Origin of the sequence: Actinophytocola sp. (assembly GCF_049647105.1) — a bacterium.
Lineage (GTDB): Bacteria > Actinomycetota > Actinomycetes > Mycobacteriales > Pseudonocardiaceae > Actinophytocola.
In genome coordinates this window covers 58,814-78,887 of record NZ_JBARWZ010000328.1, presented here as the reverse complement: position 1 = coordinate 78,887, position 20,074 = coordinate 58,814, and the positions used below count along the sequence as shown (strand labels likewise).

At 71.6% G+C, this 20,074-nt stretch carries 20 protein-coding genes; 9 read left to right on the top strand and 11 right to left on the bottom strand.

Annotation, left to right across the window (positions count from 1 at the left end):
- Nucleotides 1–260: 260 nt before the first annotated feature.
- Nucleotides 261–1,166, bottom strand: coding sequence for a methylenetetrahydrofolate reductase (locus WBA97_RS40460; protein ID WP_424236610.1), 906 nt, complete (start codon nucleotides 1,164–1,166; stop codon nucleotides 261–263).
- An 88-nt stretch (nucleotides 1,167–1,254) separates the two neighbouring features.
- Between WBA97_RS40460 and WBA97_RS40455 the strand changes: the two genes are divergently transcribed.
- The 7 genes from WBA97_RS40455 (at nucleotide 1,255) to WBA97_RS40425 (ending at nucleotide 7,812) form a co-directional block, all read left to right on the top strand.
- Entirely contained in the window at nucleotides 1,255–2,358 is a 1,104-nt protein-coding gene (locus WBA97_RS40455) for a polyprenyl synthetase family protein (protein ID WP_424236609.1), read from the top strand.
- On the top strand, nucleotides 2,359–3,879 hold the full coding sequence (gene crtI, locus WBA97_RS40450; protein WP_424236608.1) for a phytoene desaturase family protein: 1,521 nt from the start codon (nucleotides 2,359–2,361) through the stop codon (nucleotides 3,877–3,879). It begins immediately after the preceding gene.
- Nucleotides 3,880–3,944: 65 nt separating this feature from the next.
- Nucleotides 3,945–5,342: a hypothetical protein gene (locus WBA97_RS40445; RefSeq protein WP_424236607.1), complete on the top strand. Its 1,398-nt coding sequence runs from the start codon at nucleotides 3,945–3,947 to the stop codon at nucleotides 5,340–5,342.
- 15 nt (nucleotides 5,343–5,357) lie between these two features.
- Entirely contained in the window at nucleotides 5,358–6,251 is an 894-nt protein-coding gene (locus WBA97_RS40440) for a phytoene/squalene synthase family protein (protein ID WP_424236606.1), read from the top strand.
- A 96-nt stretch (nucleotides 6,252–6,347) separates the two neighbouring features.
- On the top strand, nucleotides 6,348–6,842 hold the full coding sequence (locus tag WBA97_RS40435; protein WP_424236605.1) for a hypothetical protein: 495 nt from the start codon (nucleotides 6,348–6,350) through the stop codon (nucleotides 6,840–6,842).
- 17 nt (nucleotides 6,843–6,859) lie between these two features.
- On the top strand, nucleotides 6,860–7,138 hold the full coding sequence (locus tag WBA97_RS40430; RefSeq protein WP_424236604.1) for a hypothetical protein: 279 nt from the start codon (nucleotides 6,860–6,862) through the stop codon (nucleotides 7,136–7,138).
- On the top strand, nucleotides 7,135–7,812 hold the full coding sequence (locus WBA97_RS40425; protein WP_424236603.1) for a MauE/DoxX family redox-associated membrane protein: 678 nt from the start codon (nucleotides 7,135–7,137) through the stop codon (nucleotides 7,810–7,812). The genes WBA97_RS40430 and WBA97_RS40425 overlap by 4 nt, the downstream gene beginning before the upstream one ends.
- On the opposite strand, the gene WBA97_RS40420 is transcribed toward WBA97_RS40425, so the two are convergent.
- The gene (locus WBA97_RS40420) at nucleotides 7,794–8,165 is read right to left on the bottom strand and encodes an Rv2175c family DNA-binding protein (protein WP_424236601.1); all 372 of its coding nucleotides are present in this window, start codon (nucleotides 8,163–8,165) and stop codon (nucleotides 7,794–7,796) included. The genes WBA97_RS40425 and WBA97_RS40420 overlap by 19 nt on opposite strands.
- A gap of 127 nt (nucleotides 8,166–8,292) precedes the next feature.
- Here WBA97_RS40420 and WBA97_RS40415 point away from each other — a divergent pair, with 127 nt between their 5' ends.
- Nucleotides 8,293–10,428, top strand: a complete 2,136-nt coding sequence (locus WBA97_RS40415) for a PASTA domain-containing protein (RefSeq protein ID WP_424236599.1) — start codon at nucleotides 8,293–8,295, stop codon at nucleotides 10,426–10,428.
- Between the two features lie 150 nt (nucleotides 10,429–10,578).
- Here the strand turns inward: WBA97_RS40415 and WBA97_RS40410 are convergent, their stop codons facing one another.
- The 5 genes from WBA97_RS40410 to WBA97_RS40390 all read right to left on the bottom strand — a co-directional run bounded on the left by WBA97_RS40410 (nucleotide 10,579) and on the right by WBA97_RS40390 (nucleotide 16,157).
- Nucleotides 10,579–11,967, bottom strand: a complete 1,389-nt coding sequence (locus tag WBA97_RS40410) for a class II 3-deoxy-7-phosphoheptulonate synthase (RefSeq protein ID WP_424236597.1) — start codon at nucleotides 11,965–11,967, stop codon at nucleotides 10,579–10,581.
- Between the two features lie 240 nt (nucleotides 11,968–12,207).
- The gene (locus WBA97_RS40405) at nucleotides 12,208–13,578 is read right to left on the bottom strand and encodes an amidase family protein (protein WP_424236595.1); all 1,371 of its coding nucleotides are present in this window, start codon (nucleotides 13,576–13,578) and stop codon (nucleotides 12,208–12,210) included.
- A 163-nt stretch (nucleotides 13,579–13,741) separates the two neighbouring features.
- Nucleotides 13,742–14,767: a 6-phosphofructokinase gene (locus tag WBA97_RS40400; protein ID WP_424236593.1), complete on the bottom strand. Its 1,026-nt coding sequence runs from the start codon at nucleotides 14,765–14,767 to the stop codon at nucleotides 13,742–13,744.
- A 98-nt stretch (nucleotides 14,768–14,865) separates the two neighbouring features.
- A complete protein-coding gene (locus WBA97_RS40395) occupies nucleotides 14,866–15,369 on the bottom strand; it encodes a polyadenylate-specific 3'-exoribonuclease AS (protein WP_424236591.1) in 504 nt (167 codons plus the stop codon).
- Between the two features lie 20 nt (nucleotides 15,370–15,389).
- Nucleotides 15,390–16,157 (bottom strand): lysophospholipid acyltransferase family protein, encoded by a 768-nt coding sequence (locus WBA97_RS40390; RefSeq protein ID WP_424236589.1) that lies wholly within the window; start codon nucleotides 16,155–16,157, stop codon nucleotides 15,390–15,392.
- Between the two features lie 237 nt (nucleotides 16,158–16,394).
- On the opposite strand from WBA97_RS40390, the gene WBA97_RS40385 reads away from it, so the two are divergent.
- A complete protein-coding gene (locus tag WBA97_RS40385) occupies nucleotides 16,395–16,856 on the top strand; it encodes a hypothetical protein (protein WP_424236587.1) in 462 nt (153 codons plus the stop codon).
- Nucleotides 16,857–17,200: 344 nt separating this feature from the next.
- Here the strand turns inward: WBA97_RS40385 and WBA97_RS40380 are convergent, their stop codons facing one another.
- Genes WBA97_RS40380 through WBA97_RS40365 form a run of 4 tightly spaced genes read right to left on the bottom strand, consistent with a single transcriptional unit; the run spans nucleotide 17,201 to nucleotide 20,072 of the window.
- The gene (locus WBA97_RS40380; RefSeq protein ID WP_424236585.1) at nucleotides 17,201–18,151 is read right to left on the bottom strand and encodes an ROK family glucokinase; all 951 of its coding nucleotides are present in this window, start codon (nucleotides 18,149–18,151) and stop codon (nucleotides 17,201–17,203) included.
- Complete coding sequence (locus WBA97_RS40375; RefSeq protein WP_424236583.1) at nucleotides 18,148–18,498, bottom strand: hypothetical protein; 351 nt, start codon at nucleotides 18,496–18,498, stop codon at nucleotides 18,148–18,150. Before WBA97_RS40375 ends, WBA97_RS40380 begins: the two co-directional genes overlap by 4 nt.
- On the bottom strand, nucleotides 18,495–19,610 hold the full coding sequence (locus WBA97_RS40370) for an ArsA family ATPase (protein ID WP_424236612.1): 1,116 nt from the start codon (nucleotides 19,608–19,610) through the stop codon (nucleotides 18,495–18,497). Before WBA97_RS40370 ends, WBA97_RS40375 begins: the two co-directional genes overlap by 4 nt.
- A 24-nt stretch (nucleotides 19,611–19,634) precedes the next feature.
- Complete coding sequence (locus WBA97_RS40365; protein ID WP_424236581.1) at nucleotides 19,635–20,072, bottom strand: SRPBCC family protein; 438 nt, start codon at nucleotides 20,070–20,072, stop codon at nucleotides 19,635–19,637.
- Between the last annotated feature and the right edge of the window lie 2 nt (nucleotides 20,073–20,074).

The window sequence follows — 20,074 nt, the reverse complement described above, 5'->3', positions numbered from 1 at the left end:
CCACGGCGTGGCTGGGCGGGGCGACGGGACGGCGCTCGTACTGGGTGTACTCGGCCGTTCCGGCAACCCGTCCAGGCGCGTCGTGGGCGGGTCGAGACATGGTGAACGTTCTGGGCCGGGCCACTAGTCGCCTCCCCGGTATTTCAACGTGCTGGTCCCGACCCAGCGACGGCACGGACAGCAGGTGGTTTGTGGCTGGGCGCCGTCACGTCCCCCTGGGGTGCGGTTGATCAGCGGGAGGCTGTGTTCAACCGCCTCGTTCAGCCGACTGAGCGCAGCCTTGGGCGGCCAGGGGCCAGGCCGAGGCGGTCGACCACGATCTCCTTCGTCGCCTTGGACCGGTTGAACGTGTAGAAGTGCAGGCTCGGCACGCCCTCCGCCAGCAGCCGCTCGCACAGCTCCGTCGTGACGTTCATGCCCTCCTCGCGGAAGGCCTTCGGGTCACCGGCCAACGGGTCGAGGCGCGCGGCCAGCGACGCGGGCACGTCGGCGCCGGACAGCTCCACCGTCTTGCTCAGGATCTTCGGCGTGGTCAGCGGCATCACGCCCGGCAGCATCAGCGCCTCGCAGCCCGCCGCGGCGACCCGGTCCCGCAGCCGCAGGAAGTCGTCGGCCTCGAAGAACAGCTGCGCGATGGCGAAGTCGGCGCCCGCGCGGAGCTTGCGGACGAGGTAGGTCGTGTCCTCGTCCAGGTCGGCTGAGCGCGGGTGACCGTACGGGAACGCCGAGACCCCGACGCAGAAATCGCCGAGCGAACGGACGAGGCTCACCAGCTCCTCGGCGTAGGAGAGGCCGTCGGGGTGCTTGACCCACTCGCCGTTGGGGTCGCCGGGCGGGTCGCCACGCAGCGCGAGCACGTTGCGGATGCCGAGCGAGGCGTACCAGCCGATGACGTTGCGTAGCTCGGCCACCGAGTGGTCAACCGCGGTCAGGTGGGCCATCGACACCAGCGTGGTCTCGGTCACGACCCGGCCCGTGGTGCGGATGGTGCGGTCACGGCTGGACCCGCCCGCGCCGTAGGTCACCGACACGAACGCGGGGTCAAGGCCTTCCAGCGACCGGATCGCGTTCCACAGCCGGAGTTCGTCCGCGTCGTCCCTCGGCGGCATGAACTCGACGGAGAACACCGGCCGGCCACCGGGAATGCGGGTCACCACCGAAGTCATGTACCCAGGGTAGTGACCCGTCCTACACATTCACTCGACACCCACCCCCGGCAGCGCACCCCGGAACCCGACCACGCACCATGTCAGCGTGACTCCCGAGCGCGTAGAAGAGGACATCGACGGCGCCGTGCACAGCCACGTCGAGACCGTCCTCCGCCGCTATCTCGCCGATCGCCGCGCCGGTCTGCCGGAGCAGGCGCAGATGTTCGCGACCGCCGTCGACACCCTGTCCGACTTCGCGCTCCGCGGCGGCAAGCGGATCCGTCCGACGTTCGCGTGGTGGGGCTGGCGCGCCGCGGGCGGGGAGGCGACCGGGGAGCGGGCACAGGCCGTGCTCACGGCGGTCAGCGCGCTGGAGCTGATCCAGACGTGCGCGCTGGTCCACGACGACCTCATGGACGCCTCGGAACTGCGCAGGGGCCATCCGACCGTGCACGTCCGGTTCACCGAGGCGCACCGCGCGGGCGGCTGGCTCGGCGCGCCGGAACGGTTCGGCATGGCCGCCGCCGTCCTGCTCGGCGACCTGGCGCTCGCGTGGGCGGACGACATGTTCACCGGCGCGCCGCTGTCCGAACAGATGCGGGCCGCCGCGCGGGAGCCGTGGCTCGCCATGCGGTCGGAGATGTTCGCGGGCCAGTACCTCGACGTGCTCGCACAGGCCGAGGGCGACGAGTCCGAGGAGCGCGCGCTCGGCGTCGCGCGGCTGAAGACCGCCGCCTACACGGTGGAGCGGCCGCTGCACCTGGGGATCGCGCTCGCGGGGGTCGACGGGGACACGGTCGCCGCGGTCCGCGCGTTCGGCACCGACATCGGCGTCGCGTTCCAGTTGCGCGACGACCTGCTCGGCGTGTACGGCGACACCGAGGTGACCGGCAAACCGGCGGGCGACGACCTGCGCGAGGGCAAGCGGACGCTGCTCGTGTCGCTGGGGCTCCGCTACGCGGACGAGGCGGGCAGGCACGCCGACGCGGACCTGCTGCGCGGCGCGCTCGGCGACCCCGGCCTCACGCAGGAGACCATCCAGCGCGTGCGGGACCTGCTGGTCGAGGTCGGCGCGGTCGACGAGCTGGAGCGGCGGATCGAGAAGCTCACGGAGTCGGGGCTGGCCGCGCTCGACGCGTCCGGCCTCGCCGAGCCGGGCCGCACCCGGCTCGCGGACCTCGCGGTCGCCGCGACCCGGCGGGACCGCTGAATGCGTTCGCTGCCGGGGCGGACCGACCGGGTGGTCGTGGTCGGCGCCGGTCTCGCCGGCCTCTCGGCCGCACTGCACCTGCTCGGCGCAGGCCGCGAGGTCACCGTCCTGGAGTCGGCACCGAGGGTCGGCGGGCGGGCGGGTGCCGACCGGCTCGGTGACTACCGCATCGACACCGGCGCCTCGGTGCTCACCATGCCGGACCTGCTGGACGAGGCGTTCTCGGCGGTGGGCTCTTCGATGGCGGAACGGGTCGAACTGACCCGGCTGGAGCCCGCATACCGGGCGCACTTCGCCGACGGCTCCACGATCTCCGTGCACACCGACGCCGACGCGATGGCGGCCGAGGTCCGCCGCGTGGCCGGGCCGCGCGAGGCGGCGGGCTACCTGCGGCTGCGCACCTGGCTCACCGACCTGTACCGGGTGCAGCGCGAGCAGTTCATCGGCGCCAACTTCGACTCCCCGCTCGACCTGCTCGGCCCGAAGCTCGCGCACCTGGCCGCGATGGGCGGGTTCGGCAGGCTCGGCCCGAGGATCGGGCGGTTCCTGTCCGACGAGCGGCTGCGGCGGCTGTTCTCGTTCCAGTCGCTGTACGCGGGCCTCGCGCCCGCAGAGGCACTCGCCGCGTACGCCGTGATCGCCTACATGGACACCGTCGCGGGTGTGTGGTTCCCGCGCGGCGGGATCGGTGCGGTGGCCGAGGCCATGGCCTCGGCGGCGACGGACGCGGGCGGGTCGGTGCGGACCGGCACTGGCGCGGCATGGCTGGAACGCACCGGTGACCGGATCACGGCCGTCCGCACCACACACGGCGAGCGGATCCCGTGCGACGCGGTCGTGCTCACCCCCGACCTGCCGGTCAGCTACCGGCTGCTGGGCGTCACGCCACGCAGGCCGCTGCGGCCGCGCTGGTCACCGTCGGCCGTGGTGCTGCACGCGGGCGTGACCCGCACGTGGCCTGCACTCGCACACCACACGGTGTTCTTCGGCGCGCACTGGGACCGCACCTTCGACGAGATCCTGCGCCGCGGCAGGCTCATGAGCGACCCGTCGCTGCTGGTCACGCGCCCGACCGCGACCGAGAAGGGCCTCGCGCCCGCAGGCCGCGAGGTGCTGTCGGTGCTCGCGCCGTGCCCGAACCTGGTGCGTGGCGGCATCGACTGGGACCGGGTCGGGCCCGCCTACCGGGCGGAGCTCGGCCAGGTGCTCGCGGCCCGCGGCCTCACCGGGTTCGACGACGCGGTCGAGGTGGAGCGGCTGGTCACCCCGGCAGACTGGGCCGCGGCCGGACTCGCCGCGGGCACGCCGTTCTCGCTCGCGCACACGTTGGCGCAGACCGGCCCGTTCCGGCCGCGCAATCTGGTCCACGGTGTGGCTAACGCCGTGCTCGCGGGCTGCGGAACCACGCCAGGCGTCGGTATCCCACCGGTCGTCATCTCCGGCAGGCTCGCCGCACAGCGCGTAACGGGCGCACGACGCGGCCGACACGTCAGCTCATCCCCCCGCGCCGCCGCCAGATGAGTTGGGATACTCCTCTCGGGACTGCGCCGATCAGACCACAGCGCGCGCCATGGACGGGGAGAACGATGACTCGGAAGCCGCGCCGGCTGGTGCCTCTGTTCCTGGCGGCCGCACTCGGGCTGACCGCGTGCACGAACGCGGTCGGCGGCGCGCCGACGGGGGTCGACATCGGACCGCTCACCACGGCCGAGGCGACCGCGGCCGCGCTCACGAGCTTCGCGGAGTCCGCCGCCACCCGCTACCAGGGCGCGTTCAAGGCCTCCGACGGCTCCGACTTCACCGTCGACGTGACCGCCACCAGCACCAGCGAGGTGTTCGGCAGCATCACCGTCGACAAGCTCGGCGCGACGATCGTGGTGCTCGACAAGACGCTGTACCTCAAGGGCGCACCCGAGTTCTGGGCCGCGATGGCCGCCCGTTTCGGCGTCAGCTCCGGGGACGGCACCGCGCTCGGCAACCGCTGGGTGAAGCTGCCGACCGTGCTGCTCGGCATCGAGTTCGCCGACATCCTCACCCCGGCCCTGGTCAGCCAGACCGCGGGCAAGGTGACCGAGGGCGCCGACGACGGCCTGCCTGCCACGACCACCGCCGCGGGCACCGTCGAGGGCCTCGAGATCCCCGTCGACGGCGGCAAGGTCTACCTCGCGAAGGACGCGCCGCACGGCGTCGTCGCGATCGCGCTCGACGAGATCGGCAGCGCGGAGAACACCAAGGCGATCAACCTCGTTGTCGCGGTCACCGACGTGTCCTCGACCATCAACAAGATCTACTCCGACCTCGCGGCCCAGGCGAAGAACGAGCTGGTCACCTCGGTCGACGCGCTCACCACGATCACCCAGGGCGGCAACCGGTTCGAGGCCTGCGGCCCGCCGAGCTGCACGCTGTTCGTCGACGTCACCAACCCGTCGAAGAAGGCAGTGAAGGTGCACCTGAAGGTCGACTGGACGGGCGACAACGCGCCGCTTGGCAGCTGTGAACAGACCGTCGGCCCGGTCCAGCCCGGCGCGTCGGCCACGATGAGCTGCGCGATCACCACCCCCGAATGGGTGAGCTTCCACCAGCGCGCCAACACGGTGCCCGGCAGCCACCCGTACGGCGCGGTGTGGACCGCGCTCGCGCTCGCCGACCCGCCGGACGCCGCGCCGCTGCAGGAACGCGGCGCCGCCAAGCCCGCCGACGCCAAGGCCGCCACGGACGGGGAGAAGGGGCACGCGGTCTACAAGATCAGCTTCGCGGGCGGTGTGTGGAAGTACGGCGTCGTGGCCGCCCGCTACTGGCGCGACCAGGCGAAGGTGCAGCTGCGCGGCTGCCTCGGCACCACCAGGTCGGTGTGCACCTCCTCGCTCGTCACCACCGCGGAGAACCCGGTGTCGGCCTTCGCGCTCGCGACCCAGCTGGTCGCCACGTACAAGCAGGAGAAGGGCGCGTGCCCGGCAGGCCAGTGGGTGAGCTGCCCGAAGTGACCCACTGACCGCGACATGACACTGGACGAGGCCTACCGGGCGTGCCGCCGGATCAACGCACGCTACGGGCGCACGTACTTCCTCGCCACCCGCCTGCTGCCCGCCGAGAGCAGGCCGTCGGTACACGCCCTGTACGGCTTCGCGCGGCTCGCGGACGAGATCGTGGACAACGCGGTCACGCCCGGCGACCCGGCGCAGGCGCTGAACACCCTCGAGAAGGCCATGGCCGAGGCGTTCGCGGGCGCGCCTGCGCCACACCCGGTGCTGCTCGCGCTCACCGACACCGTGCGGCGGCACGACATCGACGAGGCACTGTTCACCGAGTTCCTCGCGTCCATGCGGATGGACCTGACGGTCACCGGCTACGCCACGTTCGCCGACCTCGCCGAGTACACCCACGGCTCCGCCGGGGTGATCGGGCTGCAGATGCTGCCGGTGCTCGGCACGTCAGGCCCCCGGGCGGAGGCGGCACCGTACGCGGCGGCGCTCGGTGAGGCGTTCCAGCTGACCAACTTCCTGCGCGATGTCGGAGAGGACCTCGACCGCGGCCGCCTGTACCTGCCCGGCGACGAGCTCGCGGCGTTCGGCGTGGACCGCGCCATGCTGGAACGGGCGTACCGCACGGGCCGCACGGATCGGCCGGTCCGGCGGGCGTTCGCCCACCTCGTGTCCTACACCCAGGCCGTCTACCGGCGGGCCGAGCCGGGCATCGCACTGCTCGCGCCGAGGTCACGGCCGTGCATGGCCGCGGCGACCGCCATGTACCGCGGCATCCTCGACGAGATCGCCGACGCCGGCTACGACGTGCTCGGCCGCCGTGTCGTGGTGCCGACGCACCGGCGGCTGCGGATCGCGGCCCCCGCGCTCGTCCGGGGGCTGCCCTTTCGGGTGGCGCGCGGTTCCCGTTAACCCGGTCCTGCACGACTGTCCTGCCGGGACTCCCACCGGCCATCCTCCCTGGTAAGGCCACGGACGCAGTGGCCGGTCGGCGCGGGAGGAAGTTCGATGACGGTGCCAGACGGAGCTCAGCTCTCCGAAGACGGCAAGTATTGGTGGGACGGCGCCGACTGGCAGCCGGTCCCCGAAGGAGGCGAGCAGTCGACCGAGGTCGGCCAGCTCAGCGAGGACGGCAAGTGGCAGTGGGACGGCAGCCAGTGGCAGCCCGCCGGTGACGGCGCGGGCGGTGGCGCGGGTGGCGGTGCCGACGCGCTCGTCGGCGCGCTCGCGGGTCAGGGCATCAACCTCGCACCGGAGGCCGCCGACCCCGGCTACATCCAGCAGGTCGCCGCGCACGTCTCCAACTGGTACGAGGGCCTGGACGAGAACGCCAAGGCGATCGTGGACGCCCTGTCCAAGCAGGGCGCCGACACGCTGCTGACCGACCCGGAGGTCGGGGTCGTGTCCGAGGGAGACCCGCTGATCACCGCGTTCTCTGGCACCGACATGACGTTGCACGAGTCGCTGATGGCGACCAACCAGGCACTCGAACAGACCGCGTGACGAAGGGGAGCTGAACCATGTCGTGGGATGACTTCACCACGTGCGCAGGCCGGGACGGCGAGATCCTCGCCGAGATCGGCGAGGACGGCGTCAAGGAGATCGCCGGGCTGTGGCGGGCGCTGCCGCAGGACGTCAAGGCGATGCTGATCGCGTCCGCCAGGTGGGGCGGCGTCTACCTGGAGGCCGCACTGGCCGCGGTCGGTATCGCCGCCGCCGAGGCGATCGCGGCGGTCGCCGCTGGTGCCGGGCTCGGCGTGATCATGGCCGTGATCATGGACTGTTACGACCAGTTGTGACACCAGCCGTGTCGCAGGGGTTCGCGCTCGCGCTGGCCGCGTTGCTGGTCAGCGCCGGCGTACCCAAGCTGTGGCGCCCCGGTCACGTTGCCGGGGCGCTCCGGCGCGTCTTCGGGCCGCGCCCCGCGCACGTGCTGCGGCGCTGGGGGCGGCTGCTCGGCGCATGGGAGCTGCTACTCGCGGCCGCGGTCGTGCTCGTCGGCGGCCAGGTGGCCGGCGCGGCGCTCGCCGTCACGTTCCTCGGGTTCACCGGGTTCGTGGTGGCGGCCGTGCGGCGGGGCTCGTCGTGCGGCTGCTGGGCGTCCATGACCGAAGGCCCCGCCGGTGGCGCCGAGCTGGCCCGCACCGGCGTGCTGGCGGCCGCCGCCGCGTTCGTGGCCGCGACCGGGTGGTCACCCGGCGTCGGGCCTGCCGCGCTCGGGTGGGCCGGGGCACTGCTCGCCGTCATGGTGCTCGCCGCTGCGGCAGGTGGCCGGATCGCACCCGTGCGGACGGCAGGCGTGGCACGCAGGCTCCGGCGGCGGGCGGCACCGACCCTCGGTGGCCGGATGCTCGCGCGGGTGATGTTCCTGGCCGGGTTCGTGCACGTCGGTACGGACGCGGAGCAGCTAAGGCTGCGCCGCGCCATCGAGGCCGAGCAGCGTGTGCGGACGGCTCAGAAGGCCAGTGCCTGAGCTCGCCGTTTCACCTCGCGGCCACCCGTCGCGTGCAGCGCGCCGACCGGGGTGCCTCCCGGCAGCGTGTCGTCCGGCTCGAAGAGCCAGCGCAGCATGTCGTCCGGGGTGAAGCCGGCGTCCGCGAGGACGGTGATCGTGCCGGGGAGACCCTTGACGATCTGGCCGTCGGCGGTGAGGAACGGGGCAGGCACGCACAGCACCCCGTCTCTGCGGACCGCCAGCAGCTGACCGTCCCGCAATGCCTGTCGCACCTTGGTGACCGGCAGGCCCAGCCGGTCAGCCACATCCGGCAGCGGTAGTACCTCGACCTCGGGGCCCAGCATGTCGTTGGCGGAGGGGATCGCACTCACACCGCAAACGATGCCATAGGTGGGCCCGTGGTGCGCAGAGTGTTTTTCACCCGTGTGACCCGGTCGTGACCTGAAAAACCGACCCGCTTCGCCACGCCGCGACGCCGGGCTCCGTACCATCACGAGCGTGGATGAAAGGGGAGTCGGCTTGATCGGTGCGCTGCTGGAGCAGCGGTACCGGGTCGACGCGCTGCTCGCCCGAGGTGGCATGTCCTCGGTGTACCGCGGGCTGGACACGCGTCTCGACCGGCGTGTGGCGATCAAGGTGATGGACGAGCGGTTCGCCGACGACCGTGCCTTCGTGGACCGCTTCGAGCGGGAGGCGCGCTCGGCGGCCAAGATCCATCATCCGAATGTGGTCGCCGTGCACGACCAGGGCGTCGACACGTCACCGAACGGTGATCTCGTCTACCTGGTGATGGAACTCGTCGACGGCGGGACGCTGCGCGACCTGCTCAACGAGCGCGGCGCGCTCGACGTGCCGACCGCGCTCGCGATCATCGAGCCGGTACTGAGCGCGCTGGCCGCCGCGCACCGCGCCGGGCTCGTGCACCGCGACGTCAAGCCGGAGAACGTGCTCATCGGGCACGGCGGCGAGGGCGGCAGCACGGTCAAGGTCGGCGACTTCGGCCTGGTCAGAGCCATCCACAGCGCGGGGACGACCAGCGCGAGCGTCATCCTCGGCACGGTCGCCTACCTCTCCCCCGAGCAGGTCACGACCGGCAACGCGACCTCGGCGAGCGACGTGTACTCGGCGGGCATCGTCCTGTACGAGGCGCTGACCGGCGGGGCGCCCTACACCGGTGACAACGCCATCTCCGTCGCCTACCGCCACGTTAACGACGACGTGCCCGCCCCGTCGGCGCTCGCCAAGAACATCCCGCCGGAGCTGGACGACCTGGTCTTCCGCGCCACCCGTCGCGACATCGCGACGCGGCCGTCGGACGGCGCCGCGTTCCTCGCCGAGGTCGAGAAGCTGCGCATGATGATCGGCGCGCCGAGGGTCCCGGTGCCGGTGCCCGCGCCGACGATCGCCGACCGCACGGTTCCGGTGACACCGGCCATGCTCGGCACCAGCTCTGGCGTGCTGGACGTCGCAGAGGCGGAGCGGACCGTCAGGAACGCCCCGGTCGTGTCCGCAGCCGCCGCCCCGTCCGGCGCGACGATCGTGCGGCAGGCGCCGCCCGGCGGTTTCCGGCCGATCGGCCCGCAGGGCACCCGGGCGATGCTGCGTACCGACATGGACCGCACGAGCGGCGCCCCGACCGAGTACGTGCCGCCCGTGTCCGGCCACTTCCCGGCCCAGCAGCCGCCCGGTGGCCCACCGCCCCCGCCCCGCACCCGCCCGCCACAGCAGCAGCGTCCGCCCGCGCCGAAGGGCCGCGGCGGGTCGATCGCGCTGTGGAGCATCGTCGGCGTGCTGGTGCTCGCGCTCATCGGCACGTCGACCTGGTGGTTCACCTCCGGCCGGTACCGCACGGTGCCGGACGTGGCGGGCCTGCCGACCGACGACGCCGAGCGGGCGTTGCGCAACGACGACCTGAACCCGCAGCTCGAGACCCAGCGGCACAACGACGTCAAGGCCGGCACGGTGATCGGGACCGACCCCAAGGCCGGATCGGAGAAGCTGCGCGGCGACGCGGTCACCGTGTTCGTGTCGCTCGGCAGGCCGAAGGTGCCCGAGGTGCGCGAGGGCGCGGACGCCGCCGATGCGGAGAACCGGATCCGCGCGCAGGGCCTGGTGCCGGACCGGGACGACGGGCAGAACCGGTACGACGACGAGGTCGAGAAGGGCAAGGTCCTCTCGGTCTCACCGCCGCCCGGCACGGAGCTCAAGATCGGCGAGCGCGTGGTCATCGTGCTCAGCAACGGCCCGGAACCCAAACCGATCCCCGACGTGCGCAACAAGACGCGCGACGAGGCGTTCCAGGAGCTCTCCGCCCTTGGCTACACCCCGGTCGACGGCACCCCCGAGTTCTCGCCGGAGGTCGAGGGCGGGCGGGTCATCCGCACCGACCCGGAGATCGGCACGACGGTCGAGGGCGATGACAAGACCGTCACCGTGATCCTGTCCACCTCCGTGCTCGTGCCCGACGTCGGCGGCCGGACCGCCGACGAGGCCAAGGTCATCCTTGAGCAGCTCGGGTTCCAGGTCGAGATCCAGAGTCTCGGCGGCGGGGGCGGCCGGGTGATCGGCCAGAACCCGACGCCCAACAGCAAGGCTCAGCCCAACTCGAAGGTCACCCTCTGGGCAATCCCCTGACCTGCGCGGCAGGGAAAAACCCAGGCTTCGCATGGGCGTACCCGCAGGAAGTGGAACGCTGGTGACATGGGCTGTTCGACCCTGCACGAGCTTGCGCGGTGACGCTGGTTCTCCTTCTGCCGGGCCGCCTGTGACGGCCCGGCAGAGCGGTCAGCTGCGGAGCATCTCCGCGACCAGGAACGCCAGCTCGAGGGACTGCTGGGTGTTCAGGCGCGGGTCGCACGCGGTCTCGTAGCGGCCGGCCAGGTCGGCGTCGGAGATGTCCTGCGCGCCGCCGAGGCACTCGGTGACGTCCTCGCCGGTCAGCTCGACGTGAATGCCGCCGGGGTGGGTGCCGAGGCGGCGGTGCACCTCGAAGAAGCCCTGGACCTCGTCGACGATCCGGTCGAAGTGGCGGGTCTTGTAGCCGGTGGACGACTCGTGCGTGTTGCCGTGCATCGGGTCGCACTGCCAGATCACCCGGTGGCCGGACGCCTCCACCTTCTCGATGATCGGCGGCAGCGCGTCACGCACCTTGCCGTTGCCCATGCGGGAGATCAGCGTGAGCCTGCCCGGCGTGTTGTGCGGGTCGAGACGTTCGACGTACTCGACGGCCAGCTCCGGCGTGGTGGTCGGGCCGATCTTGACCCCGATCGGGTTGGACAGCAGCTCCGCGAACGCGATGTGCGCGCCGTCGAGCTGGCGGGTCCGCTCCCCGATCCACAGGAAGTGCGACGACAGGTTGTAGAGCCGGGGGTCGGGCCCCCTGGTGTCCATGCGCAGCAGCGCGCGCTCGTAGTCGAGCAGCAGCGCCTCGTGGCTCGCGAAGATCTCCGTGCTGTGCAGGGAGGAGTCCTCCACCCCGCACGCCTGCATGAAGCGCAGGCCCCGGTCGATCTCGGTGGCCAGCGCCTCGTACCGCTCTCCGGCGGCCGAGTTGCTGACGAAGTCCTTGTTCCACTCGTGGACCTTCGACAGGTCCGCCATGCCCGCCGCGGTGAGCGCGCGCACGAGGTTCATCGCGGCACCCGCGTTGGCGTACGCGCGGATCATGCGGCCCGGGTCGGGCACGCGGGCCTCGGGCTTGGGCACGAGCGAGTTGATGATGTCGCCGCGGTACACCGGCAGGCCGAGCGCGTCGGTGGTGTTGGAGCGCGGCTTCGCGTACTGCCCGGCGATACGCCCGACCTTCACCACCGGCAGGCTCGCGCCGTAGGTCAGGACGACGGCCATCTGCAGCAGCGTGCGGATGTTGCCGCGGATGTGGGGCTCGGTGTTGTCGACGAAGGTCTCGGCGCAGTCGCCGCCCTGCAGCATGAACGCCTCACCGAGGGCGACCTCGGCGAGCTTGTCACGCAGCCGGTCGATCTCGCTGGGGACGGTGATGGGCGGGACGCTCTCCAGCAGCGTGCGCACCTGGTGCAGCTGCTCGGCGTCCGGCCATTCGGGTTGCTGCGCGGCAGGCCGGGACAGCGCGTTGTCGAGGCGGTCGCGCAGCGCCGGCGGCAGCGGCGGAAGCTCGGGAAGCGTGTCCACCGGCACGTCAACGGTCCAGTTCACGAGACAAGCGTAGCCCCGTCCGTCAGCCCGGTTTACGCCGACGGCGGCGGACCTTGATCGTTCCACCCTGGTTCCCACCATGTGGGAGGCGGGCCGCCGCGCGGCGGGCGCGCAGCCGGGTGTCCACCCGCCTGCGCGCCGCTGCCGGACGTGGTGAGCGGGGTGAACCGCGTCGAACGCGCCGCCCATCGCGACGACGAGGGTGCCCGCCGCGCTGGCGACCAGTATCTGGAACCGCGACTACAGCACCGGCCGCCGCGACGTCCACGGGTGCGCCCGCTCGTACTGGCCCGACAGCGACAGCAGCGTCGCCTCCGCGCCTGCTGGCCCGACCAGCTGCACACCGATCGGCAGCCCGATGTCGTCGAAGCCCACCGGCAGCGCCGCCACCGGATAACCCAGCACGTTCCACGTCGGGAAGAACGCGATCGCCTGCGATACCACCCCGAGCGTGTGCGAAGCACCGCTGCCGTGGAACCGGCCGATGCGCGGCTGCCGCCCGGTCCACCCCGGCTGCAGGATCACGTCGTAGTCGCCGAAGAACCCCGCCATCAGCTCGTGGAGACCCGCCTCGGCGGCGCGGGCCTTCGCCAGCGTGCTGTCCGGCACCCTGCGGCCCAGCGCGGCGATGCGGCGCGTGCGCGGCTCCAGCCACTCCGGGTGCGGCAGCTGCGCGACGTCGTCGGCCACCCCGCGCAGGTAGCGCACGATGAACTGCGGGCTCGGCCGCATCCCGAGCGGCGGGTCGGTCACCACCACCGTGTGCCCGAGCGCGCGCAGCCGGTCCGCGGTGTCCCGGACGGCCTGTTTGCGTTGCCGCTCAATGAGAGCGGGCCCCAGCGGGGTACGCCACGACAGCGCGATCCGCAGCGGGCCAGGGTCGGTGTCGACGGCCTGGCGGTAGCCGCCCGGCCGGTCGGCGATCACGTCCAGCATCGCAGCCGCGTCGGCCACGTGGCGGCCGAGCGGGCCGACCCCGGCGAGGCCGTGCCAGTGCTCCTCGTCACCCATGTTGATCAGGTCGCGGGTGGTCTTCATGCCGAACAGCCCGCAGAAGTTCGCTGGGACGCGGATCGAGCCGCCGCCGTCCGAGCCGGTCGCCGCGCCGACCACGCCCGCCGCCACCGCCGCGGCCGAACCACCGGACGAGCCGCCCGGCGTGTGGTCGAGCTGCCACGGGTTGCGGGTGGCGCCGTTCGTGAGCGTCTCGGTGAACGGCCACAGGCACCGGTCCGGCGTGTTCGTGTGGCCCACCAGCACCGCGCCCGCCGCACGCAGCCTCGCCACCGCGGGCGCGTCCGCCGCCGCGGGCGGGAACTGCGGGCGCCCGCCCATGGCGGTCACGTCACCCGCCACGTCAAGGTCGTCCTTGACCGCCACCGGGACACCCAGCAGCGGCGTGCGCTCCCCCGCGTCGAGCCGCCGCTGCGCGTCGGCCGCCTGGGCACGCGCCTGGTCGGCGTACACCACGCGGAACGCGTTCAGCGCCGGGTTGACCGCGTCGAGGCGCGCGAGCACCGCCTCGAGCAGGTCGGGCGCGGCCACCGTGCCGTCGCGCAGGGCGGCGGCCTGGGCGTCCGCGCCCGACCACAACAGCTCGTCAAGGTCCATACGGAAAGACTAAGACCTGTCCCGTGGATCTTTGTGCTGAGGCTCGCGCCTGGCGAACAGTTACCTCAGGGGAACGTGACGGCACCCAGCCACCAACCACCCACGGTCCGTGGATGCGCTGGGTCGATACCAACACTTTGAATGCCGGCGAGGCGGACCAGTGTCATCCGAAGAAGACTTCTGCTTCCTTGTACCGCTCCAGCGGCACGGTCTTCAGCTCGGCCGTCGCATCGGACAGCTTCACGCGCACGATGTCGGTGCCGCGCAGCGCGACCATCACACCGAAGTCGCCGTCCTGCACCGCGTCGACGGCGTGCAGGCCGAAGCGGGTGGCGAGCACGCGGTCGTACGCGGTCGGCGTGCCACCGCGCTGGGTGTGGCCGAGCACGACCGCGCGGGACTCCTTGCCGGTCCGCGCCGCGATCTCCTCCGCGAGCCAGGTGCCGATGCCACCGAGCCGGACGTGGCCGAACGCGTCCTTCTCACCGGTCAGCAACGTCTCGTTGCCACCCTCGGGCAGCGCGCCCTCGGCGACCACGATGATCGGCGCGTACTCACGCTCGAATCGGCGCTCGACCCAGGAGACGACCTGGTCGACCGAGAACTGGCGCTCCGGCACCAGGATCACGTTCGCGCCGCCCGCGAGGCCCGAGTGCAGCGCGATCCAGCCTGCGTGGCGGCCCATGACCTCGACGACCAGCGCGCGATGGTGCGACTCGGCGGTGGTGCGCAGCCGGTCGATGGCCTCGGTCGCGATGTGCACCGCGGTGTCGAAGCCGAACGTGTAGTCGGTGGCGCCGAGGTCGTTGTCGATGGTCTTCGGCACACCGACCACGCCGATGCCGTCGTCGGTCAGGCGCTTCGCGACACCGAGGGTGTCCTCGCCGCCGATCGCGATGAGCGCGTCCACACCGTGCTCGGCGAGCGTCGTCCTGATCCTGTCGACGCCGCCCTCGACCTTGTACGGGTTCGTCCGCGACGAACCGAGGATCGTGCCGCCCCTGGTCAGGATGTCCTCGACGTCGTCGAGCCCGATCGGCTTGGTCAGCCCCTCGATGGGGCCGAGCCAGCCGTTGCGGAACCCGATCGTCTCCCAACCGTGAGCCTCGATGCCCTTGCGGACCACGGCGCGGATGACCGCGTTGAGTCCTGGGCAGTCACCGCCACCTGTGAGCAAACCGACGCGCATGTGCTCGATCCTCCATCCGCCCTGGAGCAGGGGTCCTCTACGGGGTTGTCAGCCCGTAGCGTGCCATCCTCTGGATCGGTGCAGCAAGGTGGTGGGGGTTAACCGACCGGGAAACCCTTCTTGACGCGTTCCGCCTCGATCACGCGCCAGCGCGCGAGGTTGTGGCGGGCGTCGGCGAGCGCGTCGTGCGCGTCGTTCGGCGGCGGCGGCAGCGACGGTTTGCCCACGTCCTCCCACCGCTGGCGCAGCTCACGGGTGAACCGGGGCAGCTCACGCGGCAGGGCGGGCATGTCGCCCCACAGCTGCGCGAGCGCCACGTGGTCGTACGCGGCGAACCATGCCCACAGCTCGACCCGCTCGCGGTCCCTGGTCAGGAACTTCATGAGGCGATCGCGGATCGCGCCGCGGTCGCACCAGGCCGGGTTGGCGGGCGACGGCAGCTTGTCGAGCACGTTGTCCCGGACCCACGGGCCCGCCCGGCCGGGGTCGAACTCGGTCGAGACGGCGTAGAACTCCCGGCCATGCTCGTCGACGACACCGATCGACACCAGTTCGATGGTCGATCCGTCCTCGATGAATTCGGTGTCATAGAAGAACCGCACCCAGCGAGGTTAGTGGTGGGTCAGCCCGCTTCGGTCTCGGGGATCCGGTCGGCATCGCGGACGCCGCGGCGCTCCTGCGTCGGCAGGGCGGCTGGCGCACCGCTCTCCTCGGCGGCCAGCAGCTCCTTGGCCTTCGCCGCGTAGATGTCCACGTACTCCTGGCCGGACAGCTCCATCAGCGCGTACATGATCTCGTCGGTGATGGACCGCTCGACGAACCGGTCGCCGGCGAGGCCCTCGTACCGCGAGAAGTCGAGCGGCTTGCCGATCTTGATGCGGATCTTGTGCGGCCGCCACATCTTCGAGCCGATGGGGTTGGCCTTGTCCGTGCCGAACATCGCGACCGGGACGACCGGGACGCGGGACTCGAGCACCATGCGGGCGAGGCCGGTCTTGCCCTTGTAGAGGCGGCCGTCCGGCGAACGGGTGCCCTCGGGGTAGATGCCGAGCAGGTGGCCCTCACGCAGCAGCCGGATGCCGGTGTCGAGCGCGGCCTGCGCGGCGGCGCCGCCGGACCGGTCGATCGGGATCTGGCCCATACCGGTGAAGAACCACTTCTTGAGCCGGCCCTTGATGCCGGGCTGGGTGAAGTACTCGAGCTTGGCCGGGAAGGTGACGCGCCGGGAGAGCATCAGCGGGAGGAAGAACGAGTCCGCGACGGCGAGGTGGTTGCTGGCGAGCAGCGCGCCGCCCTCGGCCGGGATGTTCTCGCCGCCCTCGACCTGGGGGCGGAAGAAGAGTCTGAGCACCGGCCCCAGGAACACCCACTTCATCCAGAAGTACAGCACCGGTCCCGTGCCTCCCTTTCGCCGCGGCATCCGCCGTTTGTCGAGCGTACGAAGGGTGACGGACGCACACAATGCTTCGCCACCCGAATGTCGGAACATGTAACAGGACTAACTCTCCCGGACAACCCACGGTACCCAACGAGTAAACATGGAGGAGGGATCCCGCCATGGTTGGCCCACTTCGTGCGACCATGGCGTCAGCACCTGCCCGCTGGCTCGCGAACCGAGGAGGCCTGGGTGTCGGACCGGCCTGACGACGTGGATGCCGCGTTCGCGGAGATCGTGGCGGATCTGGAACGTGAGGGCGTCGGCCGGACGATGCCGGACGTCTCCGACCCACCGGACGAACCGGACCCACCGACGGCTCCCACCCCGACGGTGACCCGTCCGGTCGAGCCCTCACAGGCGTGGCGCGGCCACAACGCCGACTGGGACTGGTCGTGGGGCACCGAGGAGGAGCACTACGTCCCCCCGGAGCCACCACCCCTACCGAAGCTGCGCCCGATGACGATCGTGGCCCTGGTACTGATCGTGGTCGGCGTGGTCCTGCTGATCATCCCGTCCCTGGTCGGCCTGGACCCCCGCCTGGCCACCCCGATCGCCCTACTGTCGATCACCTCCGGCGGCGGCATGCTCCTACTAAGAGCCCACCAAACCCCCAAGAACCCCGGCCCCCGAGACGACGGCGCCCAAATCTAACCCCCAAACACCCCACCCAAACCCGCGAGTCCACGGTTGGGGACCCGCGAGTCGGGGGTTCGGAACCCGCGAGTCCACGGTTCGGAACCCGCGAGTCCACGGTTGGGGACCCGCGAGTCTTCGATTCGGGACCGCCGAGTTGGCGATTCGGGTCTAACACCGATAGGCGCGACCACCGACTGACGGGTCCCCCACCCCCCGACTCGCTGGTCCCCAACCGCCGACTCGCTGGTCCCCAACCGTGGACTCGCGGGTTCTGAACCGTGGACTCGCGGGTTCTGAACCGTGGACTCGCGGGTTCTGAAGCGTGGACTCGCGGGGTGGGGTGGGGTGGGGGGTGGGGGTTAGCAGTTTTCTGCGGCTAGGGCTGCTGCGCCTACCAGGGCTGCGTCGTCGCCTAGTTGGGCGGTGCGGATGCGGGCCAGGGGGCGGTAGCCGGCGCCGGTGATCATCTTTTTGTAGTGGTCGCGGGCGTCGTCGAGGAACAGGGGGGCCGACTCCGAGACGCCGCCCGCGATCACGACGACCTCCGGGTCGTAGATGTCGGCCGCCAGTGCGAGGCCCTCGCCCAGCCAGCGGGCCAGTTCGGACATCGCACGCTGAGCCAGCGGATCACCCTCGCGCGCTGCCGACGCCACCTTCCTGCCCGTGATCGCCCGCGCGTCCTCCGAGTCCCGCAGCAGGAGCGTCGACCGGCCCGGGTGCCTGGCCAGCAGTTCGATCACCGTCGTCGACAGCGCCGTGCCGCTGCAGTAGCGCTCCCAGCAACCCTGCTTGCCGCACGGGCACGCGCGCCCACCAGGCACGAGCCGCAGATGACCGAGTTCCGGCGCCACCCCGTGCGCGCCGCGGAACAGCTCACCGTTCAACAGCAGACCGCCGCCGATGCCGGTGCCGATCGCGACCAGCAGCACGACCCCGGCACCGCGGGCGGCGCCGAACCGGTGCTCACCCAGGACGGCCGCGTTCGCGTCGTGTTCCAGCACCACCGGCAGCCCGAGCCGCTTCGAGATGCGGTCACCCACGGGCGCGTTGCGCCACGCCAGGTGCGGCGCGAACATCACCGACCGTCGATCGGTGGTCACGAAACCGGCCACCGCGAGACCGACGCCGGTCACCCGGTGCCTGCCGCCGAGCAGCCCGGTCACCGCCGACACGATCGCGTCCTCCAGCGCGGCCTCACCCGCCGGGGTCGGCGCACGCGCGGTGTCGAGGACGTTGCCGTGCCGGTCCACCACCCCGGCCCGCACGCTCGTCCCCCCGATGTCCACCCCGATCGTCGTCTTGGCCCTCAACGAGGCTCCCGCCGGACCGGGATGTGCTGCACCTTCACCGACGTCGACGACGAGTGCGACGATGGCGTGAAACCGGGCATGTGCGACACCCCGGGCTCCCATCGGTCCGCCAGCACCGCACGCAGCAGGGCGACCAGATCGGCCGCGGCGTCGAGGCCACGGGCGGCCAACTCGTTCGGGTCCCCCCGCACCACGGAGACCGCCGCGCACAGCGGGCACCACGCGCACGTGGCACCTCCCGACCCGTCGGCCGCGACCCGGTCGAGCCACGGACCGGCCCGGTCGGCGACCGCGTCGGCGAGGAGCCGCAGCTCCTCGACCAGACGGCTTCCCGGATCAGCACTCACGCGGGTTCTCCTGCCTCGAAGCGCAGCACCAGCCCGTTCGGCCCGGTCACCGCGTCGGTCACAGTGTGCCTGCGCAGCAGCACCGGAAGCGCGACGAGCCGCCGCACCCCGTCCACGGTGACCGCCAGGTCGTCCCTGACCCGTGCGAGGTCCACATCGGAGGACTCGGTGAGCGGCAGCGCGACGGTCAGCTCGTAACCGCCGTCGACGGTCGCGATCGACAGCAGTGGCGCGGCGTACGGTCCGGTGGTCGCGAGTGGATCGTCGGTACCGTAGAGGTCGTCCGCGAGCGCCGACAACGCGTTCACTCCAACGGGTTCCGTCGCGCGGTACACCACCCGCCGGACGGGCAGCGTGGTCGATGAGTCCAGTTCGGACAGCACGATGTCCTGTTCCGCGCGCCGGGTGCGCAGCCAGTTCGCGGCCGGTCCCCGCCACCGCTTGGCGGGCGGCACGAGCCGGTTCGCGATCAACGCGTCGACGCGGATTCCCCGCAGTGCCAACGCGGCGAGCGTCCGCCGCGTCTCGGCGACCACCAGCCGCTCGGGCGTCAGCACCAGCCGCACGGACGTCCGCGCCGGGTCGACCAGCAGGTCCCGCAACCGGTCCAGGTGCGTGGCGAGGCGCGCGACGTGGCTGCCGAGCGAGACCCGCTCAAGGTAGCCGCCGACGGCTTCCGGCAACGCGAGCAACCGCAGGGTCTCCGCGGTCGGCCCGCAGTCGACGACCACGACCTCCCACCGCCCCTCCGACGCGAGCCGTGCCACCTCGCTCAGCGCGAGGAGCTCGTCGACGCCGGGCAGCACGGTCAGTTCCGCGGCGTCCAGATCGGACAGTCCGAGCCCGGACAGCGCGCCGTGCAGCTCCTTGCGGATCGACTGCCACGACCGGTCGACGAGCCCGCGCGGGTCGACGTGCGCGGCGTACAGACAGGTGTCCACTTCGGACGGTTCGGGGCCGACCTGGACACCGAACACGTCACCGAGCGAGTGCGCGGAGTCGGCGGAGGCGACGAGCACCTTGTGCCCGCCGACCGCGAGACGGGCGGCCGTCGCCGCGGCAAGGGTGGTCTTGCCGACACCTCCCTTGCCGGTGAACAGGATGAGCCGCACCGGTCGGTCGTTCATCGCATTCGGCTATGCGCCCTCTACCCGGCGCTTCAGCTCCATCAGCGCGGTGTCCATGATCACCTTTTCTGCCTTGCGGCGGAAGAGGCCGATCATCGGCACGACCAGCTGCACCGACAGGGTGTAGGTGACCTTCGTCTTGTCTCCCTCCGGGGTGAGCAGGTACTGGCCCTTCTGCGCCTTCTGCATCTGGCCCTTCACCAGGTGCCAGTCGACGCAGAGGCCATCGGCCGCCCACTCGTATGCCAGGGAGTACACGTCCTTGAACGGTCCCGCGTCGAGCGTGAACCGCACCTCACGTGCCTTGCCGTCCTCGTACTCGTCGAGGACCTCGGCCTTCTTCATGGCGTTGGCCCATTCCGGGTACGCCGGGAAGTCGGCGATCACCGCCATGATGTCCTGCGGTGGTGCGTCGACCACGATGGACTGGGTGGACTCGTCGGCCATGC